15 protein-coding genes are annotated in these 22,450 nt (G+C 42.4%); 11 read left to right on the top strand and 4 right to left on the bottom strand.

The window, feature by feature from the left end:
* Positions 1-186: 186 nt before the first annotated feature.
* Positions 187-2,202, bottom strand: coding sequence for a TonB-dependent receptor (locus HUS62_RS20700; protein ID WP_175080993.1), 2,016 nt, complete (start codon positions 2,200-2,202; stop codon positions 187-189).
* A 210-nt stretch (positions 2,203-2,412) separates the two neighbouring features.
* On the opposite strand from HUS62_RS20700, the gene HUS62_RS20695 reads away from it, so the two are divergent.
* From HUS62_RS20695 to HUS62_RS20655, 9 genes are all read left to right on the top strand, one after another.
* Complete coding sequence (locus HUS62_RS20695; protein ID WP_220095087.1) at positions 2,413-3,660, top strand: hypothetical protein; 1,248 nt, start codon at positions 2,413-2,415, stop codon at positions 3,658-3,660.
* Positions 3,661-3,688: 28 nt separating this feature from the next.
* Positions 3,689-5,065, top strand: a complete 1,377-nt coding sequence (locus tag HUS62_RS20690; RefSeq protein WP_175080991.1) for an SH3 domain-containing protein — start codon at positions 3,689-3,691, stop codon at positions 5,063-5,065.
* Between the two features lie 8 nt (positions 5,066-5,073).
* A complete protein-coding gene (locus HUS62_RS20685; RefSeq protein ID WP_175080990.1) occupies positions 5,074-6,186 on the top strand; it encodes a mandelate racemase/muconate lactonizing enzyme family protein in 1,113 nt (370 codons plus the stop codon).
* The gene (locus tag HUS62_RS20680; protein WP_175080989.1) at positions 6,183-6,932 is read left to right on the top strand and encodes a L,D-transpeptidase; all 750 of its coding nucleotides are present in this window, start codon (positions 6,183-6,185) and stop codon (positions 6,930-6,932) included. Before HUS62_RS20685 ends, HUS62_RS20680 begins: the two co-directional genes overlap by 4 nt.
* An 80-nt stretch (positions 6,933-7,012) precedes the next feature.
* Entirely contained in the window at positions 7,013-8,581 is a 1,569-nt protein-coding gene (locus tag HUS62_RS20675) for a sodium:solute symporter (RefSeq protein WP_175080988.1), read from the top strand.
* On the top strand, positions 8,582-9,493 hold the full coding sequence (locus tag HUS62_RS20670; protein WP_175080987.1) for a BadF/BadG/BcrA/BcrD ATPase family protein: 912 nt from the start codon (positions 8,582-8,584) through the stop codon (positions 9,491-9,493). It begins immediately after the preceding gene.
* Positions 9,456-10,418 (top strand): N-acetylmuramic acid 6-phosphate etherase, encoded by a 963-nt coding sequence (murQ, locus tag HUS62_RS20665; RefSeq protein ID WP_375185674.1) that lies wholly within the window; start codon positions 9,456-9,458, stop codon positions 10,416-10,418. The genes HUS62_RS20670 and murQ overlap by 38 nt, the downstream gene beginning before the upstream one ends.
* A complete protein-coding gene (locus tag HUS62_RS20660; protein ID WP_175080986.1) occupies positions 10,418-11,596 on the top strand; it encodes an exo-beta-N-acetylmuramidase NamZ domain-containing protein in 1,179 nt (392 codons plus the stop codon). The genes murQ and HUS62_RS20660 overlap by 1 nt, the downstream gene beginning before the upstream one ends.
* A gap of 109 nt (positions 11,597-11,705) precedes the next feature.
* Entirely contained in the window at positions 11,706-12,134 is a 429-nt protein-coding gene (locus tag HUS62_RS20655; RefSeq protein ID WP_175080985.1) for an energy transducer TonB, read from the top strand.
* A 63-nt stretch (positions 12,135-12,197) separates the two neighbouring features.
* Here HUS62_RS20655 and HUS62_RS20650 read toward each other — a convergent pair whose 3' ends face one another.
* A complete protein-coding gene (locus tag HUS62_RS20650) occupies positions 12,198-15,218 on the bottom strand; it encodes a carboxypeptidase regulatory-like domain-containing protein (protein ID WP_175080984.1) in 3,021 nt (1,006 codons plus the stop codon).
* A 377-nt stretch (positions 15,219-15,595) separates the two neighbouring features.
* Entirely contained in the window at positions 15,596-16,441 is an 846-nt protein-coding gene (locus HUS62_RS20645; protein ID WP_054560797.1) for a MurR/RpiR family transcriptional regulator, read from the bottom strand.
* A gap of 337 nt (positions 16,442-16,778) precedes the next feature.
* Between HUS62_RS20645 and pbp4b the strand changes: the two genes are divergently transcribed.
* Positions 16,779-19,226 carry a penicillin binding protein PBP4B gene (gene pbp4b, locus HUS62_RS20640; protein WP_175080983.1) on the top strand — a complete coding sequence of 816 codons (2,448 nt, stop codon included), beginning with the start codon at positions 16,779-16,781 and terminating at the stop codon, positions 19,224-19,226.
* A gap of 94 nt (positions 19,227-19,320) precedes the next feature.
* Entirely contained in the window at positions 19,321-20,697 is a 1,377-nt protein-coding gene (locus HUS62_RS20635) for a Na+/H+ antiporter NhaC family protein (protein WP_054560796.1), read from the top strand.
* A 235-nt stretch (positions 20,698-20,932) separates the two neighbouring features.
* Here the strand turns inward: HUS62_RS20635 and HUS62_RS20630 are convergent, their stop codons facing one another.
* Positions 20,933-22,069: a PQQ-dependent sugar dehydrogenase gene (locus tag HUS62_RS20630; protein WP_175080982.1), complete on the bottom strand. Its 1,137-nt coding sequence runs from the start codon at positions 22,067-22,069 to the stop codon at positions 20,933-20,935.
* Positions 22,070-22,450 lie beyond the last annotated feature (381 nt).

Genomic DNA, 22,450 nt, shown 5'->3' with positions numbered 1-22,450 from the left:
ATATGTTTGGGTTCAATGCTAATCACCAGTGATTTTATATAGCCTATATTAGATCAGATATTTAAGCGGAATGGTATCAAAATACAAAAAATGCACCCGTAGGCATGAAACTTGTTTCACGCGAATCATGACAGTGTCGCCATAAATGACTACCTAAAGGTAGGAGCGATTTCAGTCGCGTATTTCTTAAAATAATAAACTCAAGTTTACTCGAGCTGTGCGAGGCTCAATTGGGTGAAAGTGATTATCTTCGACCCCTTGTTCAGGCTCGCCAGCTAATCTTGATGCATAGTAATAGTCAATATCGTGGTCATGACTGTTAAACAAGTTAAGTAGTTCTAATTCAGCTTTCCAGTGAGTTTGCTGATAACTCACTAAACCATTAACCACAGTTAAAGACTCTGAACGTTTGCTGCCATCATCACTCAACATACGTTTACCTATATGACGAATACGTAATGAGCTTTGCCACTGTTGTGCAATCTGCCAGCTAATGCCGGCACTAGCAACGACTGGTACAGCTCCTTCAATACGGTCGTTTTGGCTGTCTACGTTTAAACGTGAGTGGGTAAAGGATGCTTCTGCATCTAGGCTTAATGTGTCTGCGAGCCAATAGTAGGCACTCAGCTCTAAACCATAGCGCTTTGAAGCATCGCTGGCTTCGGTGTTACCTGCATCGCCGACGAAAAGTAATTCAGAATCTAGTTTCAACCACCAAAGTGCAGCGGAGAAGTTAAATTGCTGCTCATCGAAGTAACGCATGCCTACTTCAGCGCCCTCACTCTTGACCAATAAGTCAACGGTGTCTGTTGCTTCAAGTGACACTGGATCTTGAGTAATGGTGGCGCCTCGAGCATCGTTTGAGTGGTAAGATTGCCCCCAGTTTGCATAGCCAGCTACATTCTCTGTAAACAAATAAGTGAGGCTTGTCTTAAAACCAAGTAAATCATCATTTGCATCACCAGAGTTTAAACTGTTGTCGCTATCAACTTGCGTATCTAAATAATCATACCTAACACCAACAGTTGCTTCTAGTTGTTGACTTAAACTTAGTTGTGTTTGCCAATATGCTGCGTAGCTTGTCTCATCAACGCTGTCTTCTCGCACCGTTGATAGGTATTCCCTGGCTTGAGTATTATAGAGGCCAACCTTACTCACATTATCATTTCTAAGCTCCACTCCAAAAGTGTGATTAACAGGAATAGCACCTAGATTGTCTGTAAATTGATAATTTAGCGTACCACCTGAGATAGTGCGGTTGTCTCGTTGGTTAAACTGATCGCCATTAATTGGATCATTAAGTAAATATGAGAAGTTAGAGTATAAATTTAGCTCGTAGTCGATGAGGTATGCACTTACTGATAAGTTTTGTCCTTGCCAATTTGTCGATAAGCTATACCGACTTGACTCTCCGCCAAGTGTTTTATCGAGTGAGCCAAGCTCTGAAATGATGCCTTGATCAACGGCTCGTTGTGGTATTTGATCCGCTGAATTCCAGCTATTATCATAAGCCATCGCAGTGATTGAGAGGTTGCCTTTTTTACTCTGATTAGTGAAACGTAGCAAAGCATTTTTCTTATTAACGTTTTCTTTTACATCTTGCCAAGGTCCATCATAGCCTTGCCACTCGGTTGCTCCAATCAATGTGCCATTAGCTAGTTTAATTGCCCCTAACCCCACAGCCCTTAAGTAATTATCTTCACCCACCGAAAAGTTTATATGTTGATGTTTTGGATTATCTGTTAATTGAAAATAAGCACTTCCAGCCGTTGAAAAGTCTCCTTGGCGGGCATCATAACTCCCTTTTTTGTAACTGACAGTGGCAATTGTTTCTGGAATTATAAAGTTTAAGTCAGTATAGCCTTGCCCATGACCATGGCTACGCATATTAATAGGCATACCATCAATGTTTGTTGCAAAGTCAGTACCATGGTCAAGATTAAAGCCACGGATAAAATATTGATTAGCTTTGCCAGAACCACTGTGCTGAGTAACAGCCATTCCAGGTATTAATTCAAGCATTTCCGTGGAGCGAAGCATAGGGCGATTTTCTATTTCACCTTGGCCTATAATACCGCTAGAGGCGCTGATAGAATCACCAATTAATCCAGTACGGTGACCATACACTGTTATTTTTTCTATATTAGCAAACACGTTAAAAGAGCAACTAAAGCTTAAAATGCTAATGCAAAGCTTATTCATTTCATAATTCCTTACATTGAAGATGTTAACCTAAAAACGAATAACCCTATAAATTGGATGCAAAATACTTTAAGAAATCGAGTTAATTTGCTTCACGGTCAATTTGTGTTAGATTTAATAAAATATTCCAAAAATAATAACAAGTGGGAATTTTATTTTATGTATACGAAAGGTGCATATCAAAAACGGCTGGCTATAAGTTGCGGCTTGATGCTTTTGACTGGTTGTGAAGCGAACACAGAAAAAGCCCCATTAACCGACCAACAATACTTTGAGCAAGTAATGTTAGCACCCGCTATTTTGCCAAAAGACTTATCTAATAGCGGCTGTTTATCACTCGAAAATGAAAGCAACCAGCAAGGTTATAAATCAGCGGCTGAGGTTAATTACCAGCAGGCGGGTTGGCAAAACAGAGTTGCGGCCGATTGGCAGTATTTTTTAGCCCCAGAGCAACCGGGCAAGCTACTCCTAATTGATTATCAAGTTCAAGCAGGGCAATTAGCTTACCGGTATTTAAGTGACGGCAGCCATAATGAGTTGTATGAACCTTGGAGCTCATCAAAAATTCAAGCGTTTAGCGGTGCGCTCTCAAAAGTAAGGCAATCCCACCCAGAGCTTGGTGCAGCTTCTTTTGCCGGCGATACTGCACTGGCTGATTTGATCAGCAGTATTAATAGTTACGAAGCATTTGGCAAAGCCGATGGTAACTCAAATGCGATAGCTAGTTATTTTGTCAATGTGGCAGGGCGCGAATATTTACGTGGGCTTTTTAATGACGGCTGGCTAAAACTAGAGGATGAGCGTTTGTTATTTAACGGCGCATATGGCTCAGAGCAGTTTATGCCATCAGACGAATACTGGCATAACTCTGCCAATAATGAGCTTGATGCAAAGATTGCTCGATACAAAGCAAGCAGTGATGATCCTGGCTATTTAGGGTATCGTTGTGAGAGTTGTGGTTTAACGGGCAACAAAGCAATGACCACACTTGCTCAAGCGGAATGGTTAAAACGTCTGGTTAGTCACCAGCGTGAACCAAGTACGCAAATGCCTTTTCTACAAGCAACTGATGTTGATGTGCTACTTAACGGCACAGATCATACAGATGAACATGCTCAAGTTGGCGGTATGATGGTAGGTATCAGTCATATCGTTACAAATGCATTAGCAAATGTTATTGCGCCAAATGATAGTCGCTCTGCAAAAGAAGTGCTCGATAGCGCGACGAATGGGCAGTGGCGTGTTTGGCAAAAAATTGGTTGGGGGCCAAGTGAAACACGCTCCACCACAGAAACCGTAATGTTGGCACATGTGTGTTTAGGCAATTACCAAGGTGGCCGTGAGTTTACGTTTAGTGTACAGCAGTCAACTTCGGGGGCCGACGAAGCCAATTTGCCAATAGTCGGTAAGCAAATGCAGCAAAAGTTGCAGCATGCTTTTACAAAATTATTAGATTAACGCGTTCAATAAGAATTAAGGTACAGCTATGCGTCGTTCAATTATCGCTTTATCAATTACTTTAGGTGTTGCTTTTAGTGCACCTATGCATGCTGAGGGTTGGCAATCAGATGTTATCGGGGTCACGCAGTCACAGCTTTCGCCCAGCTACTGGCTAGCACAAGGTGCATCGGCAAAAGTGATCATGACAGAGGCGCAAATTGCGGCCTTCAACGAGAAACTAGTAAAAGATAATAAATACATTGTTGATCCTCTGTCATTTCAAAAATCGCTCAGTAAAGACGAGTTAACAAGCGCCATTCATTCGGCAAGTTCAATTCCAAAAAGCCCGCGCTTTTTTACCGACGGCCGCCAACTCACCGCGAAAGACTTTGCCAAATATCAGGAAAACTTAAACCTTAACAAGGTCGCAGATAACAATGAGGTACGCTTTGCTGTGGTCGTTAAGCGCACGGCATTACGTACTTTTCCAACTTGGGATCGGGTTTTAAATAGCGGCCTTGATCAAGACTTAGATCGCTTTCAAGAAAGCGGAATGTTTCCGGGCGAAGCGGTTGCTGTATTGCATCAAAGCGCAGATAAAAAATGGTTGTTAGTACGTGCTTACAACTACCTAGCGTGGACGCCTGCAGAAGATCTTGCCATTGCTGATGCAGATAAAATAAAAGCCTATCGCGAACAAGATGACTTCTTGGTGGTAACCGGTGCAAAAGTAAATACTGCTTATGTGCCAAATGATGAAGGCCTCTCAGAAGTTCAGCTCGATATGGGAGTGCGCTTACCATTAGTTGATAGTGAGCAAGTACCGTATTTGCTCAACGGCCAAAACAGCTATGCTAGCCATGTTGTACAGTTACCTACCCGCGATGAGCAAGGCAAACTTGTTATTAAACCTGCAATGATAAGTAAAACTGCCGATGTAAATTTAGGCTACCTAGACTACAACGAGCAGAATCTCATTAAACAGGGCTTTAAGTTTTTGGGTGAGCGTTATGGTTGGGGTCATGATTATAATGGCCGTGACTGCACTGGGTTTGTTGGTGAAATTTATAAGAGCTTTGGCCTACTAATGCCGCGTAATTCAGGGCAGCAAGGCAGTAGTGAATACGGGCAAAATAATCGCTTTGATAAAAATACAGCGGCGGATGCTAAGTTGCCAAAGGTTAAAAACATGGCGATTGGCGATCTAATTTATATTCCGGGTCATGTAATGATGTACCTAGGGGAGCACCACGGTGAGCCTTATGTTATTCATGACGTTAAAGGCTTAGGTTATAACAAAGGCGATGGTAGTTTTTATAGTAGTGCCTTAAATGGGGTGTCGGTCACGCCATTATTGCCACTTAGATTATCTCAAGAAACCAGCTACTTAGATCGTATTTATAACATTAAGCGTATTCGCTAGAGGCCAATATGAAAATTAAAGCTGTTCGCTTTGCAAAGCTCAAAGTGCCATTAGTTACTCCATTTAAAACAGCACTAAGAGAAGTCAGTTTTATCGAAGACTTAGTGGTTTTAATCGACACCGAATGTGGCCAAATTGGCTATGGCTCTGCGGCCTCAACTCCGGTTATTACAGGCGATACCCATCAAGGAATGATCGCGGTCATTCAGCAGTTTATTGCCCCTAAATTAGTGGGGCAAGAAATCGAAAACATTAACCAGCTTACCCACATTATTCAATCAACGGTGGTTGGTAACAGTAGTGCAAAGGCGGCGTTAGAGTTGGCGGTTTACGACTTGTGGGGCAAGCTCTATAAAGCGCCTTTATATAAGTTACTTGGCGGTGGTAAGTCAGCGCTGAAAACCGATATCACTATTAGCGTCGATAACATAGATAAAATGCTCAGTGATTGTCAGCGAGCGGTTGAGCAAGGTTTTGATGTATTAAAAATAAAAATCGGCAATAACCTTAATCAAGATATTGAACGAGTAAAAGCAATCCATGCTGGGTTTGCCGCTAAGGCGCAGCTGCGTTTAGATGTAAACCAAGGTTGGAATGCCAAACAAACTGTGTTTGCGTTGCAACAACTTGAGCAATCAGGTGTGGTATTAGAATTGGTTGAGCAGCCGGTAAAAAGCAGTGATATTCAAGGTCTGAAATATATTACTGAGCGAGTGAACACCCCGATTATGGCCGATGAAAGCGCCTTTTCACCGAAGCAAGTGATCCAACTTTTAGAGCTTGGCGCAGTTGATATTATCAATATTAAATTAATGAAAATGGGCGGTTTAAGCCGAGCTATTGAGATTGCTAATATCACAGCCCAATACCAAGCAGAGTGTATGATAGGTTGTATGCTAGAGGGCAGTATTGCCGTAGCTGGTGCTGCACATTTAGCCTCTGCCAAAGCACAGCAAATCAGTAAAATTGATTTAGATGGCCCAGCCCTTGGTCAGTATGACCCAGTGCAAGGGGGCGTTGAATTTAGCGGCCCACAAATACGCTTATCGGATGCCCCAGGTCTTGGCATTGAATCAATAACGGGGCTTGAACTAATCACAAATGGAGTATGGCCAGCATGAAAAAACTATTCAGTCTTATTGCAGTTATGAGTTTATCGGCTTGTGCCAGCAAAGAGTTACCTAAACCTGTTATTGATAACAGTCATCAACAGCTCGTGGTGGTGGTCGCTAATGATAGTGATGCCATTGATGCCACTCTTTATCGCTTTGAAAAAACCGCTGGCAGCTGGCAACAACAAGGTCAGCAACACGCGGTGGTATTAGGTCGAACTGGTCTTGCTTGGGGAGTGGGGCTGCATCCTGCACAACCTGGTCAGCAAAAACAAGAAGGCGATGGTAAAGCGCCTGCGGGTATTTTTGAGCTTGGTACTGCATTTGGTTATTTAGATTCATTACAAACTAACCTCAGTTATCAAGCAATGACAGCAAATGATTATTGTATTGATGTGAAAGGCTCACCGTTTTACAACCAGTTGGTTGATAAAGCACAAGTAGGTGAAGACGCCGTAAAAGACTCTTCAGAATGGATGCGTCGTGATATATACAGCCAAGATAACCTTTATAAAAAAGGCATTGTTGTTAAGCATAACCCAAGCAATATCAATGGTGCGGGTAGTTGTATCTTTATGCATTTATGGCGGGCGCCAAGTAAGCCTACAGCTGGTTGTACAGCAATGACAGAAAGCGATATGGATGTTCTACTTGCTTGGTTAGATGAGCGTAAAAAGCCGCTATTAGTCAGCTTGACCAAAGCGCAATATCAACAAAAGCAAAGTCAGTGGCAATTACCTAACTTAGCTAAATAAAAATAATAAAATAAAAGTATTTTAATTTTGTCATAATGATGGAATAATATATTCCATCAAGGTTTGGGTTAGGATAATAAATGAGTGCAAATTACGCTTTTCTCGATTGGCTCGTATTCGCAAGTTACGGTGCAATTTTATTGCTAAGTGGCTGGTGGTTTAATCGCAAACGCGCTAACTCAAGCCAAGATTTTTTTCTAGGCGGAAATAGCATGCCAACTTGGATGGTGGCTATTTCTGTTTTAGCGACTTCGCAATCTGCGGCAACGTTTATTGGTGGGCCAGATCAAGGCTATCAAGGTGATTTTTCATATATTGCGACCAATATCGGCGCGTTTATTGCGGCATTTATTGTATCGGCGTTTTTAATTCCAAAGTTTTACCAGCAAAAAGTGTATACCGTTTACGAACTGCTTGAAAAACGTATCGGACCAAAAGCTAAGCGCCGTAGTGGCTTGATGTATTTATTTGGCCGTGTGTTTGCCAGTGGCGCCCGTTTGTATATGGCAGCGATTGCTGTTGCGATGATTCTATATGGCAATATCGATGCCGACAGTGTGGTTATCGCGACTTTAGTACTGGCGCTTGCAGGTCTGCTTTATACCTTTTTGGGTGGCATTCGCAGTGTTATTTATTCTGATGTACTGCAAAGTATCGTTTATGTCAGTGCGGCTATTGCGGTTATTTGGTGCTTGCTGAGTGTTATTCCGGCTGATTTCTCAACCATAATTGCAACTTTGAGTGAGCCAAGTCCTGGTGCAGACTCAAAACTTGCGCTGTTTAAATTTGATTTAGATTTTGGTCCGTCAGGGGTCTTTAACATGGCCTCTGTGTTAACGGGGTTTGTGCTGTTAAATATCGCCGCATTTGGTTTAGACCAAGATATGACGCAGCGTTTATTAACCTGTAAAAACCCTAAAGAAGGCAGTAAAGCGTTATTACTATCGGTGGTGATGGTGATCCCGGTTATGGCTATTTTTATCTTTATTGGTTTGCTGCTTTATATTGTTTATCAGCAACCTGCACTAATGAATAACGAAGCTGGGCAAACGGTTGTACAAGAATTTAACGGCGAAAAAATCACTATCTTTATGTACTACGTATTAAACGAAGTACCAGCTGGGGTTAAAGGCTTAGTTAGCGTGGGTATTATTGCTGCGGCTATTTCTACTTTGAACTCTGGACTTAGTTCGATGTCTTCAGTCATCGTACAGGATATCTATCGCCCGTATTTAGAAAAACATAACAAGCAAGTAAGCGATCATCACTTTGTAAAAGCGGGTCGTGTAGGGATGGCACTGGTTAGCCTTGCCTTAGCGCTGATGGCTATTCTTTGTTATTTCTGGCAGCAATACAGTGATATGCCATTATCAAAATTTGCGCTAAGTGTAATGGTGTTCTCGTACAGCGGTTTGTTAGGTGTGTATTTTACTATCTTGTTCACCAAACGAGGCAGTGAAGGCTCAGTGTTAGCAGCGCTAATAGCGGGCTTTATGGTGACCTTATTAATGCAGCCGTACATGATTGACTGGTTACTACCCGAATCAATGCGCTTTTACTTAGGATTTACTTGGCAGCTATGCATAGGTACATTGCTCGCAACATTGGTGTGTTGCCTTGGTAAAGCGGCAGACGAGAAGAGTGCGTAAATGGCTGTACGCTATGTTTTAGCCATCGATGGTGGCGGCACCAAAGTGTTAGCAGAGCTAAAAGAGCAGGCAAGTGGCGCGACTTTTCGTGCCCAAGCGGGTTCGGCATCAATTTCGAATGATCTTGATTTAGCGTTAGAAAATATTGTTAAAGTGACCCGTGATGTTTGCCAGCAAAGTGGCGCAGATCCAAGTGAAATTGTCACCGTTATGGGTGTTGCTGGTGGCTCATCGCAGAGTCTTGCTGAACAATTAACAGTGATGCTCAAGCTGATTTACGAAATAGAATTTGCCAGTTTGCAAATTACCAGCGATGCAATTACGTCACTATATGGTGCTAATCTTGGTGACCCATGTGTGGTTATTGCTCTTGGCACCGGTGCTGTCGGGGCACGATTAAACGCACAAAAGCAAACTAAGTTGGTGAGCGGCTGGGGTTTTACCGTTGATGATTTTGGCGGTGGCGCACGTATCGGCCTGATGGCTGTGCAGCAATTATTAACCGATATAGATATTTACGATTTACCAAAAAGCCGATTAACGATTCGTTTGAGTGAGCAGCTAGGATGCACTCGTCAAACAATTAGTAGTTGGCTTAAACAAGCAAAACCCGCGGATTATGCAGCATTTAGCCCGTTGGTGTTTAGCTTACAAAACGACTGTGAGGCGGCAAAAGCGGTATTAACAGAGCACAGCCAATCGGTGGTTCGGTTAATAAATAAAAGCCGAGGTAACTCGCCGTTACCGGTGATTTTAATTGGTGGTTTGGCGAAAGTCAGCCAACCGTTATTGCCACTTGCCTTACAAAACGAATTATCTCCTTGTAAGGGAGATTCATTAACTGGTGCCGCCATTTTAGCGGCAAAGCATTACCATGACATTATTGAAAAAGGACAACCCAATGAGCCCTGAGCACGTCTTTAAGCAACAACGTGAGTTACTCGAAGAGTTAAACGGTATTGTCTCTGAAGGACAAAACCCAGACACTTTGGATATCGATCTGCTCAGCTCCACTGAGATCCTCACTAAAATCAATAATGAAGATCACAAAGTAGCGGGTGCCGTGAAACTTGTGATCCCACAAATTAGTGAAGCTGTCGATCATGTCGTTGAAGCATTTCAACAAGGTGGCAGGTTAATTTACATTGGTGCTGGCACCAGTGGTCGTTTGGGTATTTTGGATGCGGTTGAATGTGCGCCTACTTATAGCGTAAGCGATCAGCAAGTGCTCGGTATTATTGCTGGTGGTGACACCGCGGTTAAAAAAGCCGTAGAAGGCGCTGAAGATAGCACCACGTTTGCTATTGAAGATTTAAAAAATGCCAATTTAACCAGTAAAGATGTCGTGGTTGGCATTGCCGCCAGCGGTCGTACACCGTATGTTTGCTCGGCAATTGAATACGCTAAATCACTCGGTTGTGTCACTGTGGGTGTCACTTGCAATCCTGATTCAGCAGTGATGCGTTTGCCACAAATCGGCATTTGCCCCGTGGTGGGTGCAGAAGCTGTAACTGGCTCTACACGTATGAAATCGGGTACTGCACAGAAGCTGGTGTTGAATATGCTAAGTACAGCCAGCATGATCCGCACAGGTAAGGTGTATAAAAACCTGATGGTTGATGTGAATGCCAGTAACGAAAAGCTGCACGCTCGTGCTATTCGTATTGTGATGCAAGCAACAGAGTGTTCTCAGCAGCAAGCCGTGGATGCATTAAAGCAAGCTGAGCAAAGTGCAAAACTGGCCATTTTAATCGTGTTAACCGGAAAACCAGCTCCTGAAGCAAAACAGTTATTGTCAAAAGCGGGTGGCTTTTTACGTAAGGCGGTTGAAGAATAATGCGTTTTTTAGCTGTTTTATTTGTTAGTTGTTTTGCGCTTTTGGGTTGCCAAGAAGCACCTGCACAAGCGCCTAAAAATGCACAGCCTTTACAGGTGGGCGCGGCCAATTTTCAAGCTTATGTACCTGCATTAACTGGGAAACGTGTTGGCTTGGTAGTTAATCAAACATCAGTGGTGAATGGTCAACATTTAGTTGATGCATTACTTGATAAAGGCGTTGTGGTTAGCAAAATATTTGCCCCAGAGCATGGCTTTCGCGGCGACCATGACGCTGGTGCTCACGTTAAAAGCACAGTAGATGCTAAAACAGGTATCGATGTTGTGTCGATTTATGGCAGTAATAAAAAGCCAAGTCCTGAGATGCTTGCTGATTTAGACGTTATTATTTTTGATATTCAAGATGTTGGTGTGCGTTTTTACACTTATATCAGCTCAATGCACTACGTAATGGAAGCTGCCGCTGAAAATGGTAAACAGGTTGTGGTACTCGATAGACCAAACCCAAATATAGCCTATGTTGATGGGCCTATCCTTGACCCACAATTTCGCTCATTTGTTGGTATGCACGAAATACCTGTTTTACACGGTATGACAGTGGCTGAGCTTGCTCAGATGATCAAAGGCGAAGGTTGGATAAATGACGCTGATAAGCTTAAGCTGAGTGTAGTGCCTGTTGCGAATTATGACCGCACTATGGCTTATGAGCTACCAATAAAGCCAAGTCCTAACTTACCAAATGCCCAATCAATTGCGCTGTATCCATCATTGTGTTTCTTTGAAGCTACGCCTGTGACTATTGGCCGGGGTACTGATTTTCCGTTTCAAGTCGTTGGTTACTCGCCAGTTAAACTCGGTGAATTTAGCTTTACGCCAAGGGCGATTAAAGGCGCTTCAATGCACCCTAAATTCAAAGGGGTCGAAGTATTTGGTCAAGACTTACGAGATGCTGATATTCACGGCCTAGATTTAAGCTTGTTTATTTCGGCTTATCAAAAGCTAAGTGCGAATGAGCAAATGTTTTTTGAACGCGCAGATTTTATGGATAAACTTGCAGGGACTGATAAATTACGCTTAGCCATTGAAGCAGGCCAAACTGAGCAGCAAATAAAGCAAAGCTGGCAAACCGACTTAAGTGCTTTTAAACGCAAGCGCTCCCCATATTTGCTGTATCAATAATAACTAGATAATTAGCTAACTAGATAAATAACAACGAGGCGCTTGCCTCGTTTTTTATACCCATAAAAAGCTGTGTTAAATTAAGGAACTTGATTTACAAGGATATACCATGAAAGTTCATTTAGTTGCCGCATTTGCATTACTTGCTGGCTGCTCACAGCTCCCAAACAGTACAACAAGTAACTCAACCGATGTACTTGACCTTCGAGATGATAAAAACGCAGCAGAGCAGCTGTGGACACTTAAACATGCAACAAAGCCCAGTTACCCTAAAGCAGCTTTAATATCTAAGCAGACGGGCTGTGCGCGCTTTATTATTACTATTGATAAACAAGGTAATACCACCGATATCCGTTTTGTAGAGAGCTTCCCTGAAGGGCTATTTGTCGATGTGTCGCGAGAGTCGCTTAAAACTTGGCACTGGCAGGCAAGGGAAAGTAACAGCGAATCGAGAGCAATTATTCGAACTGTGCAACTCGACTACTTTATGAAAGAAGCGACTAATATGGATGCAGCAAAAGCATTTTGTACAATTTAAGCTTTTACTGTTTTTGAGGCATAAAAAGGGCCGCAATAGCGGCCCCCAACAGGATTGATAAATTTAGAACTTGAAGTTAAACGACAGCTGCACGCGACGTGGGCTGTAGTAGTTGCGATACTCACCAAAGGTTTCTGACGAGACATAAGGGTTATTGTTATAACCTGTTTGACGGTCAAATACGTTGAAGATATCAGCGCGGAATTGTAATTCCATGTTACCTGAGAACTTAAAGTCTTGGGTGTAGTTTAAGTCAAGTTGCCAGTGGCTTGGGCTACGGCGACTACCTGCAGGTTCGCTGTAACGTGTGGTACCACTTGAGTAACCGTAGATTGAACCATCCCATGCTTCCCAAGGTTTACCCGACTGGAATACAAAGTATGCACCGATGTTCGCATCCCATGGCACAGTGTAGTAACCATACACTTTTACTTTATGTGGCTTATCACCTGATAATGTACCGTATTTGTAATCCCAAGGGTAACGACCACGGCCATCGCCATAGTTTGATGAACCAATGAAGGTATTAGCATCTGTTGTTGCTGTGGTGTTATCTTGGTCGAAGTTACCGTAGTAATGACTCCAAACATAAGAAGCATTGATATAGCTGTTTTCACCTAGGTATTCAGCTTCGATGCTAGCTTCCCAGTATTTGGTTTCGCCGCCATCTACTTCGGCAATAACATAAGAAGAACCACCAATTTCATCACGGATTTCATCTAGGTTATCTACATATAAACCTTTATCTGCAATATGTTGTGGTACGCCATCAGCATCAACGCCAGAGTAGTCAGTTAAACGCGCATTGTTTGGCATATCTTCCCAGAAATGCGATGCCTTACGGTGACGAACGTGAGCGCGTAACACTAAATCAGAACCCACATATTTAGTGGTACCAAGTGTAAACTCTTTGATTTGGCGAGGCTTTAAGTTATCAGCAAATACTTTACCTGATGAACCTTGACGCGGTTCAGCGTAAATTACGTTGCCAGCTTCATCAAATTCAACTTCGATTTCGGCACGAGTATTACGGTCCCAAGAGGCTGCGCGTGCTAATGAACTTGCTTCAGGGTTATACATTGAGAAGTTAGCGAATATGGCGTCTTGATCAGCGTAGTTCCAATTCACACCTAAACGAGGCTGGATCATATCTGACCAATCTGTTTGGTACATTTTGTATTTTTCGCCTGGTGCTAATTCATAACCAGATAACGTGCCAGAAGCCGATTTAAGACCTTGACCATACCAAGTATCGCGGCTTACAAGTACACCCACATTGTAAGTCCAATCACCTACTTCAATGGTATCGTTGATTTCGAAGTTCAGCGTTTCCATTTCTGAGTTGATTGCAGAAACGGCGTCTTCACCAGCAACTAAGCTCATTTGTTGCACGCGAGCACGGTAAATAACTGGTGCTGAGCTGCCTTCTTCTAAGCTCTCGTCGAGGCCGCCAACATAAGAGATGCTACCCCAACCATTTGAAAGGCGAGACAGTACTTCTTTACCTTCTTTCCATTCGCCACCTACATGTAACGTGTGGTAAGTATCGCCCCAGCTAAATTCATGCTCTAGGTTTAACTCGAAGCTATCACGGTAGAAGTCGATATTATCGTATTGGTAATACGCACCAACACCACCACCGCCAAGCAATTCGCCGTTTTCAGTATAACCGTATTGTGCAATTAGAGGTGCAGCGCCTGCATTAAATGCAGCAATTTGCTCTGCTGTGTAGTTATCATCAGCATCTAATAAGCTTGGTACACTGAAGTAACCCATTTCAGCGAGATTGCTGATGTCTAGTTGGCCCGTTAACGATGGCACTACAGATAGCTCTGTATCAGGTGTGGTACCAGACTCAAGTTCAAATTTACTGTACTGGAATGAAAGGGTTGTGGCATCACCTAAAAGCCATGAACCATCTAAGGTAAAGATATCTTGGTCAGCTACATCACCTGCAGATACACTGTCAGTTTCGTAAGCGCCAACTGAGCGACCTTCAATGGTCTTTTCTGAGGTACGCTGTGAAATATTAAGTAAAATATCGTCAGTAGGCGCCCAAGTTAATTTACCAAAGTACTCATCACGAACACTCTTATAGTCTTTTACAGCACCATAGGCAGTATCTTTATTGGTACGCTCTTCTTCTGGGCGATAATAAGAAGTATAAAAATACAAGGTATCTTCAATAAGCGGGCCGCCTAAACTTGCTGTTAACCAGCTTTTATCTAGCTCATAGCTTTCTTGGCCTGTTGGTGTTGCCACTAAACTTTTAGGTTGAACCTTGTATTCAACATTACCGTGGAATTCGTCAGTGCCTGATTTTGATACAGTATTGATTGAGAAGCCGCCTGAGCGGTTAAAACCAACGGCTTTTGCACCACCGCGGTCCATAGTTACGTAAGCAACGTCATGAGTTGATGGCTCTGATGCTAAGTTACCAAACATAGGTAGAGATACATCAACACCATCAAAACCATACGAGTTATCAACCCCTGAACCACCCGCAGACGGACCAAGAGTTGAGTTTTCAGATAGCTCAACACCTGGTACAAGTTTTAATAGGTCACGGTAATCTTGACCAACTGGTACGCTATTGATTGCTTCTTCACCAAGTGAGTTAGTCAGTGCAGACTTACCTTGGCGGAATAATTTACTGCCAGTGACTGTAATAACTTCAACGTTTTCGTTAGCACCACCCATAGTGACGTTTAGGCTCGAAGTTTGTTCAAGTAAAACATCTACAGTCATGGTTTGAGTTACACCGTTTTTATCGGTGAAGGTCAGTTCATAAGTACCCGGTTTTAATTGTGGTAAGTCGTAGCTGCCGTCTTCTCGCGTAACAACGGTACGTGGTTTTGGCATCACATTACTTTTTGCTGTTACTGTGATCCCCGCCAGTGACTGCTGTGCTTCTGGTGATGATACTTTACCTTTGATACCCCCGGTTAGATTTGCAAAGGCTGGCGCGCTGGCTAACGCCGCGGCCATAACAACACCTGTAAAGGCTGTTTTCTTTGCGCGAAGTGCATTGCTAGTCGCTTTCGCTATATAGCTCATTGCGAGTGTGGATGCATGTTGTTTCATTGTTTCCCGTCCTTATATTTATATGCTTTGCTGGACTACTTACCCAATTGAGACTTATGAACTTTAAAATTATGTTGCCCATATATTAAACAGGTGTTATTTAAGTTGGTCAAGAATATTTTTTCATTTAAAGGTTGGTTTTTAGGAATAAAATATATAACCGATTTTAGGTAAAGATCAGTAATGACTTGCTTTAACGGGGTGCTAATTTATTCTTAGTACAATTTTGTAAGAAATTATGATTTTAAAGTCAGTCGCTTATCGCAATTGTTTGGTAGTTTAGAGGAGAAAGGGGATTGTTAAACTGCATCCTAAATTATGCATAAAAAAAGCAGCCTGAGCTGCTTTAAAGTATTTATATAACCTTATTGAAGAAATTAGTTATTCTTAAATTCGCCAACAACTTCATTAGAATGTTCTAGTAACTTACGACCTTGGCGGCTTGACTGTGTTAGAGCAATAAACAAAATATCAATGACAAAATCTTGTGCCGTACGCGCTAAGATTGACGATAAACGTACAGATTCGCCTTCAGCAACCGAATAAAGTTTTACATCAGCTGAGTCAGCAACAAGGCTACTACCAAATTTAGTCACTGAGATCACTGAGCTTGAGTTTTTCTTAGCTTGTTTAACAACTTCGGCAATTTCGCGAGTCATCCCTGACTCACTTATCGCGATAACCAAATCACCTTTTGAAAACGTCGCAACATACGCAAGTTGTGCATGGCCATCTGGCTCTGCAATAGCCGGCATACCGAGTTTTTGTAATTTATAAGAAAAATCTTTTGCGACCAGTGCTGAGCCACCTAAACCACAAATTAAAATGCGCTTTGCAGATTTTAATAGCTCTACCGCTTTTTCGACAGCTGGTGCTTCGTTGAGGTTTTTGGTTTCGGTTAACACCGCCAATTTACTGCTTAATAGTTTTTCGGCGATTTGCTCTAGCGAGTCATTCAGAGTGATCTTGCCATGTAGCTTAGGTTCGCTGCTTTCATCGTTAAGTGCATCAATTACCGCAAGTTTAAATGCAGGGAAGCCTTTATAACCTAACTTTTGCGAAAACTTCACCACACTTGATTGGCTTACACCAACCACTTTTGCTAGTTCAACCGATGATAAATTACGAATGGCATTCGCTGAATTTAACGTAAAGTCAGCAAGCTTAGCTTCGCTGCTCGATAGAGATTGGCGTAAGGCTTTAATTTTTACAAAAGTAGACATAGGGCTCACTTTGTTTGCTTAACTTAGTCAAAGCGCAAAGCGATGGTTCTATTATAAACACAGGGCTTGGGCGCATTGTTTGCTTAACACGACGACTTATTTTTGTTTTAGCAGACCTAAGTTTGGAATATTTTTCTTAATTTAGATGGAATAATATAGTTTTATTCCATAATAGATACAACTCTAATTATTGAGATAGCTCTATTTTTAGTAACTTAGCGATAATGTATGCTTTTTATTCTTAAATTGTAAAATAAAATATTTTACATGTTAAGTGGGGGTTGCTACTGTATTGCTGAGAATCGTCAACGCTTAAATCATCAGGTATGAATCTGTTATGAGTTTTACCCCTTTGAAAACATTACTTAAACAGCTGTGTTATCTAAGTAGTGCGGCATTATTAGTAAGCTGTGCCAGTAATCCATATACCTATACACAATCAGCTAATTACAGTCATCGTGTTAAATTCTTAGTGATGCATTACACCGCCATTGATTACGAAAAATCAATGCGTGCTTTGGTGGATGAAGGGGGCTTAAGTTCACATTATTTATTACCAGAATCAGGCGATCCTAGTTATCCAAAAGATGAATTAGAAATTATTCAGCTAGTTGATGAAAAAGATAGAGCATGGCACGCCGGACGCAGTTTTTGGCAAGGCCGCGAAGATTTAAATGATCATTCTATTGGTATTGAAATTGTTAATGTACCAACCTGTCATATTCCTGAGCAAACTAAGCTTGCGATGGAAAATGACGCCAGTAAGTTATGTATTTTTCCAGACTATGATGCCAAGCAAATAGAGCTACTAATAAAACTTAGTAAAGATATTCTTGCTCGGAATCCTGATATTGGCCCAACTCAAGTTATTGGCCATTCTGATATTGCTCCAAGCCGTAAGAACGACCCGGGCCCGCGTTTTCCTTGGTATCAACTGTATAAAGCTGGTATCGGTGCATGGTATGAAAGCGACACCGTTGATAAATATTGGCAGCTATTTAGTGCATCAAAGCCTTCTGTTGAGTTAATGCAAAAAGCATTGCGCAGTTACGGCTATGAGGTGATTGCAACGGGTCAGCTTGATTCGCAAACGCTAGATGCTCTAAGTGCCTTTCAAATGCACTTTTTACCTTGGCATGTAAGCGGTAATAGTGATGCAAGAAGTGCCGCAGTGCTATTTGCATTACTAGATAAATACTTTCCTAAAAAGTTAGAGCGGTTATTTAAAGAATATCAGCAGCAACAGCAAGCGGTTGAGCCTGCGTCAAAAACACTGGCCAATGCACAAGTTATAGCGCGTATTCCGGCGCTTGATCCGAGTAGTCGCGCGCTTGTTAACGACCGAGGCACATTTACTGCCTATAAAGGTCGCGGTGAGATCATCATTGAAAACCAAGATGCAACCAGTGCTGATATTTTCATAAATGGTGAAAAAATTAATATTGCTTCGCCATTAACAGCCGAAAAAATATATCAATACAGTTTGGCTAAACGCACCCGCGATGGCATTAACACCTATAAAGTAGAAAATGTATTGCCAGAAGGGGCAAGCTTAACCTTACGTTTTCCTTATCCAACGCTTGATAAAAACAGCACTCAAAAGCGTTTTAGTGCTGTTGATGAATTAATTAATCAAGAGATTAAAGAGGGCTTTCCAGGCGCGGTACTCGCCGTTGTTAAAGATGGCAAGTTGATTAAATTAAGCCATTATGGCGCAGCTAAAAAGTATCATGCTGATGGCAGTGAGCTTGCAAGCCCACAAGCTATGCAAAACGATACCTTGTTTGATATAGCCTCAAATTCAAAAATGTTTGCCACTAACTTTGCGCTGATGAAGCTTGCCAGTGAAGGGAAACTCGACGTAGAAAAGCCACTGTTTTATTACCTACCAGAATTTAGGGGCAGCGGCCGTGAACAGCGTTTAGTAAAAGATTTACTCACCCACAGTGCGGGTTATCCTGCGGTGGTCGATTTTCATCGTAAAGACAATAAATTTGGTGAACGTTTTTTTTCACAAAATAGCCTGCGTACTAAAAACCTGCTGTTAACAGGTGTCCCTTTCGTGGCTGGTCGTAACGTAAAACACCTGTATTCTGATATCGATTATATGTTGCTTGGTGTACTGGTTGAACGTATCAGTGGTATGGCGCTCGATACCTATGTAGAAAGCCAAATTTATCAGCCACTTGGTTTAACACATACGGTTTATAATCCATTACAGAAAGTTTTTTTAGCTTCGCAAATTGCTGCCACTGAGATTAACGGCAACACTCGAGGCGGTCGCATCGAGTTTGAAAATATTCGAACCGATGTACTGCAAGGTGAAGTGCATGATGAAAAAGCATTTTATGCTCTAGGTGGCGTAGCAGGGCATGCAGGGCTTTTTAGTACTGCCGGTGATTTATCCGTGCTTATGCAGGTGTTACTCAATGGGGGGGGCTACGACAACAAGCAAATTTTTACGCCACAAGTACTTGAGCAATTCACAAACTCCCAAGCAAGTGATGAGACCTATGGTTTAGGTTGGCGACGCGCGGGGCATCAAGCACGTAAATGGCATTTTGGCCCTTATGCCAGCCCGCGGGCTTTTGGTCATACTGGCTGGACAGGCACCGTGACCGTCATTGACCCCGAGTATGACCTTGCTATTGTGCTATTAACCAATGCCCGTCATACACCGATTGAAGGTTCACAAGAAAATTACCAGTTTGTCGGCAAGCGTTTCGAAACAGGTAAGTATGGCTCTATTATCTCACTGATTTATGAGAGTATATTAAATCACTAGTCGAATTAAGTTGAGTTTGGTGGCAAAGCCATTAAGCTTAGCGAGTTTTCGCATAATAAAAATAAAATGTTGTTCTTAATTTAAAAGGGTTTTTATGTCTTGGTATTCAATTTTACCACCCTTGATTGCTATCTTAATTGTGTTTTGGCGCAAAGAAGTGATCATGGCGTTATTGGTCGCGGTTGCGTCGTCTGAGTTTTTGCTTGCTCTGAATGGTGAAGGTAATACCTTGTTTTTCACCTTTATCAACACTATCGAGCGAGTCATTGAGGTTGCCAGCTCCCCTGGTAATAGCCGCATACTTATTTTTAGTATCTTAATCGGTGCTTTACTTGCCTATATTCGTGAATCTGGCGGTGTAGCCGCTACGGTTAATTTGCTGATGAACAAAGGGGTTGCTAAAAGTAAGCGCCAAGTGGGCTACTTAACCATGTTCTCAGGTATTGCGGTATTCATTGAATCGAACTTAAGCGTATTAACCTCGGGAATTTTATCGCGTGGTTTATTCGATAAGTTCAAAATGAGCCGAGCACGCCTTGCTTATATTATCGATAGTACCAGCGCACCTGTGTGTATTTTAATCTTGCTAAATGGATGGGGCGCCTATGTGCTCGGCCTTCTTGGCAACTACGAAATGGAAGAGTCTGCGGTATCGGTGTTGTGGGGCAGTATTGGTTATAACTTTTACGCAATTATCACTTTACTTATCGTGTTCTACACCATCACCTTTGACAAGGTACATGGCCCATTAAAGCAAGCAGAAGAAAACCTAGAGCAACAAGAAACCGAACTTACAGAAGAAGTAAAAGGCTCAAAAGCACGTTACATGCTTGTGCCACTTATTACCTTAATTGGTAGCATGGTTGGCTTTATGTTCTGGACTGGCGATGGCGATATTGCCAGCGGTAGTGGTTCTAAATCAGTGCTGTACGCAACTATTTTAGCTTGTGTTGTAGCTTACTTCTTAATGATTAGCTCGCGTGAATTTACACACCATAAGCTGGTAGATATTGGCTTTAAAGGAATGGGCGAGTTACTGCCATTAGTGTCTATTGTATTGCTATCACTCACGTTAGGCGCGAGCTTGAAAGACCTTGGTACCGGTGTGTTTGTAGCAGGCCTAGTAGGTGATTTCTTACCAATTTATTTAGTTGTGCCAGTGCTATTTATTACAGGTGCGGTTATTTCATTTACCACAGGTACCTCATGGGGCACTTTCGCAATACTTATTCCAATTGGTGTACCGCTCATTCAAGCTTTAGGTTTACCACCTTCATTGGTCATTGCTGCTATTTTAGGTGGTGGTGTGTTTGGCGATCACTGCTCGCCAATCTCAGATACCAGCGCGGTATCGGCTATTGCATCAGGGTGTGATTTATTAACTCACGTAAAAACCCAAATGCCATACGCCTTATTCGGCGGCGCATTAACCTTCATTGCTTACCTTGTAACGAGTATTATTGTTTTATAAGTAATAGCTGTAAGCTGTAAGTTATAAGTAAAAAACCACAGAGAAGTCTGTGGTTTTTTATTGCTTGAATTTCGATGACTTGCATATTCAAGTTTGATAGCTGACGGCTCGTTGAACCATCGCGCGAAATAAATTTCACGCCTACGGTACTGCTTTACTCTTTGCCCTTGTAACTCGCTAACTCGCTAACTTGCTAACTCGCTAACTCGTTGGGTTTCGCTCCGCTCTACCCAACCTACGATTTAGGTACAACCTTATAAACACCGACACCATCAACACCAAGATATAAATCACCATTAGGGTGAGTGGCTAGGCTACGAACGCGACCTACACCTTCAAATACCTTGCTGTGGCCTGTTACTTTGTCACCATCAAGTTTTACCAAAACAAGGTGACCAAACTTCATCGAACCTACGGCAATTTGGCCTTGCCACTGTGGGTATTTATCGCTGGTGATAAATTCCATTCCAGAAGGGGCAATTGAAGGCACCCAATACCAATCAGGTTGTTCCATTCCTTCGCGACTAGTTTCGTCGGTAATTTTTGTACCAATGTAGTTGATCCCATAAGTGATCTTAGGCCAACCATAGTTTGCACCTGCTTTAACTATGTTGATTTCATCGCCGCCACGTGGGCCATGTTCATGGCTCCAAATAACTCCCGTTTCTGGGTGCATTGCCATACCTTGTGGGTTACGGTGTCCATACGAATAAATACTTTTGTGAGTTGTTTTATGGTTATAAAACGGGTTTGATTTAGGGATAGAGCCATCGCTATTGATACGGTGAATTTTGCCAGCATCATAGTCTAAGCTTTGTGGGTGAACGTCTCTTTTGCCACGGTCGCCAATAGAGAAGTACAAGTAACCTTCTTTGTCGAACTCAATACGCGAACCATAGTGTTTTGTTGTTTCAATATTTGGCTCGCCATCAAACAATAATTGCTGATCGACAAGAGCCATATCTTTAAAGCGGGCACGCATAATCGAGGTATTGTAACCCTCACCATCGCCCTCATAGCCCGAGTACGAAAAGTAAATCCAACCATTGTCGGCAAAGTTCGGATCAAGTTCTATATCTAGTAAGCCTCCTTGACCTTCATCATGTACTTTAGGTGTGCCTTTAACTGCTTGCTCAACGAGTTTGCCATCACGAATCAATCTAAGCTCGCCACGTCGATCAGTAACGAGTAAGTCACGCTCGTTAAGCCAAGCCATACCCCAAGGAATTTGAATTCCTTCGCTTACTAATTCTAGTTTGTAGTTATTAGCGCTGGCATCCAGAGGAATCTTTTGCTCCGGCTGAGCACACGCTTGCAAGCTCGATAAGCTAACTGAGGCAATGATTAAACTGTTAAACAAAGACCTTTTCATGGTAACTCCATAATATTTAAACACGATGTTACTAGCCTAGCTGGTTCAGCATTAAATTGTTATTAACATTAGAGCAATGTGCGATTATTGGTAGGAAAAGCGAGGTAAAGAGCGGAGTATTAGCCGTTAGCCGTTAGCCGTTAGCCGTTAGCCGTTAGCCGTTAGCCGTCAGCCGTCAGTCTGGAATCTCGGGGAAACCATCGCGCGAAATAAATTTCACGCCTACGGTACTGCTTTACTCTTTCCCCTTGTAGCTCGCCAGCTTTTTTAAACCTGACAGCTCTGAGTGTGTTGGGTTTCGCTACGCTTATGTGGACTCCCCCTTGTCAACAACAATAATTTACAATCAAAAGAATAAATGCGTGCTTATGTACGAGCTCT

Origin of the sequence: Pseudoalteromonas sp. 0303, assembly GCF_013349995.1 — a bacterium.
Lineage (GTDB): Bacteria > Pseudomonadota > Gammaproteobacteria > Enterobacterales > Alteromonadaceae > Pseudoalteromonas.
Note: the sequence above shows the minus strand (reverse complement) of the source record. Positions and strands in the feature narration are given on the sequence as shown.

Bases quoted from the DNA above. Each gene is read 5' to 3' on its own strand.
- HUS62_RS20650 (WP_175080984.1), bottom strand. From the start codon at position 15,218: ATGAAACAACATGCATCCACACTCGCAATGAGCTATATAGCGAAAGCG.
- HUS62_RS20695 (WP_220095087.1), top strand. From the start codon at position 2,413: ATGCTTTTGACTGGTTGTGAAGCGAACACAGAAAAAGCCCCATTAACC.
- pbp4b (WP_175080983.1), top strand. From the start codon at position 16,779: ATGAGTTTTACCCCTTTGAAAACATTACTTAAACAGCTGTGTTATCTA.
- HUS62_RS20655 (WP_175080985.1), top strand. From the start codon at position 11,706: ATGAAAGTTCATTTAGTTGCCGCATTTGCATTACTTGCTGGCTGCTCA.
- HUS62_RS20675 (WP_175080988.1), top strand. From the start codon at position 7,013: ATGAGTGCAAATTACGCTTTTCTCGATTGGCTCGTATTCGCAAGTTAC.
- HUS62_RS20670 (WP_175080987.1), top strand. From the start codon at position 8,582: ATGGCTGTACGCTATGTTTTAGCCATCGATGGTGGCGGCACCAAAGTG.
- HUS62_RS20645 (WP_054560797.1), bottom strand. From the start codon at position 16,441: ATGTCTACTTTTGTAAAAATTAAAGCCTTACGCCAATCTCTATCGAGC.
- HUS62_RS20630 (WP_175080982.1), bottom strand. From the start codon at position 22,069: ATGAAAAGGTCTTTGTTTAACAGTTTAATCATTGCCTCAGTTAGCTTA.
- HUS62_RS20685 (WP_175080990.1), top strand. From the start codon at position 5,074: ATGAAAATTAAAGCTGTTCGCTTTGCAAAGCTCAAAGTGCCATTAGTT.
- HUS62_RS20680 (WP_175080989.1), top strand. From the start codon at position 6,183: ATGAAAAAACTATTCAGTCTTATTGCAGTTATGAGTTTATCGGCTTGT.
- HUS62_RS20660 (WP_175080986.1), top strand. From the start codon at position 10,418: ATGCGTTTTTTAGCTGTTTTATTTGTTAGTTGTTTTGCGCTTTTGGGT.
- HUS62_RS20700 (WP_175080993.1), bottom strand. From the start codon at position 2,202: ATGAATAAGCTTTGCATTAGCATTTTAAGCTTTAGTTGCTCTTTTAAC.
- HUS62_RS20635 (WP_054560796.1), top strand. From the start codon at position 19,321: ATGTCTTGGTATTCAATTTTACCACCCTTGATTGCTATCTTAATTGTG.
- HUS62_RS20690 (WP_175080991.1), top strand. From the start codon at position 3,689: ATGCGTCGTTCAATTATCGCTTTATCAATTACTTTAGGTGTTGCTTTT.
- murQ (WP_375185674.1), top strand. From the start codon at position 9,456: ATGACATTATTGAAAAAGGACAACCCAATGAGCCCTGAGCACGTCTTT.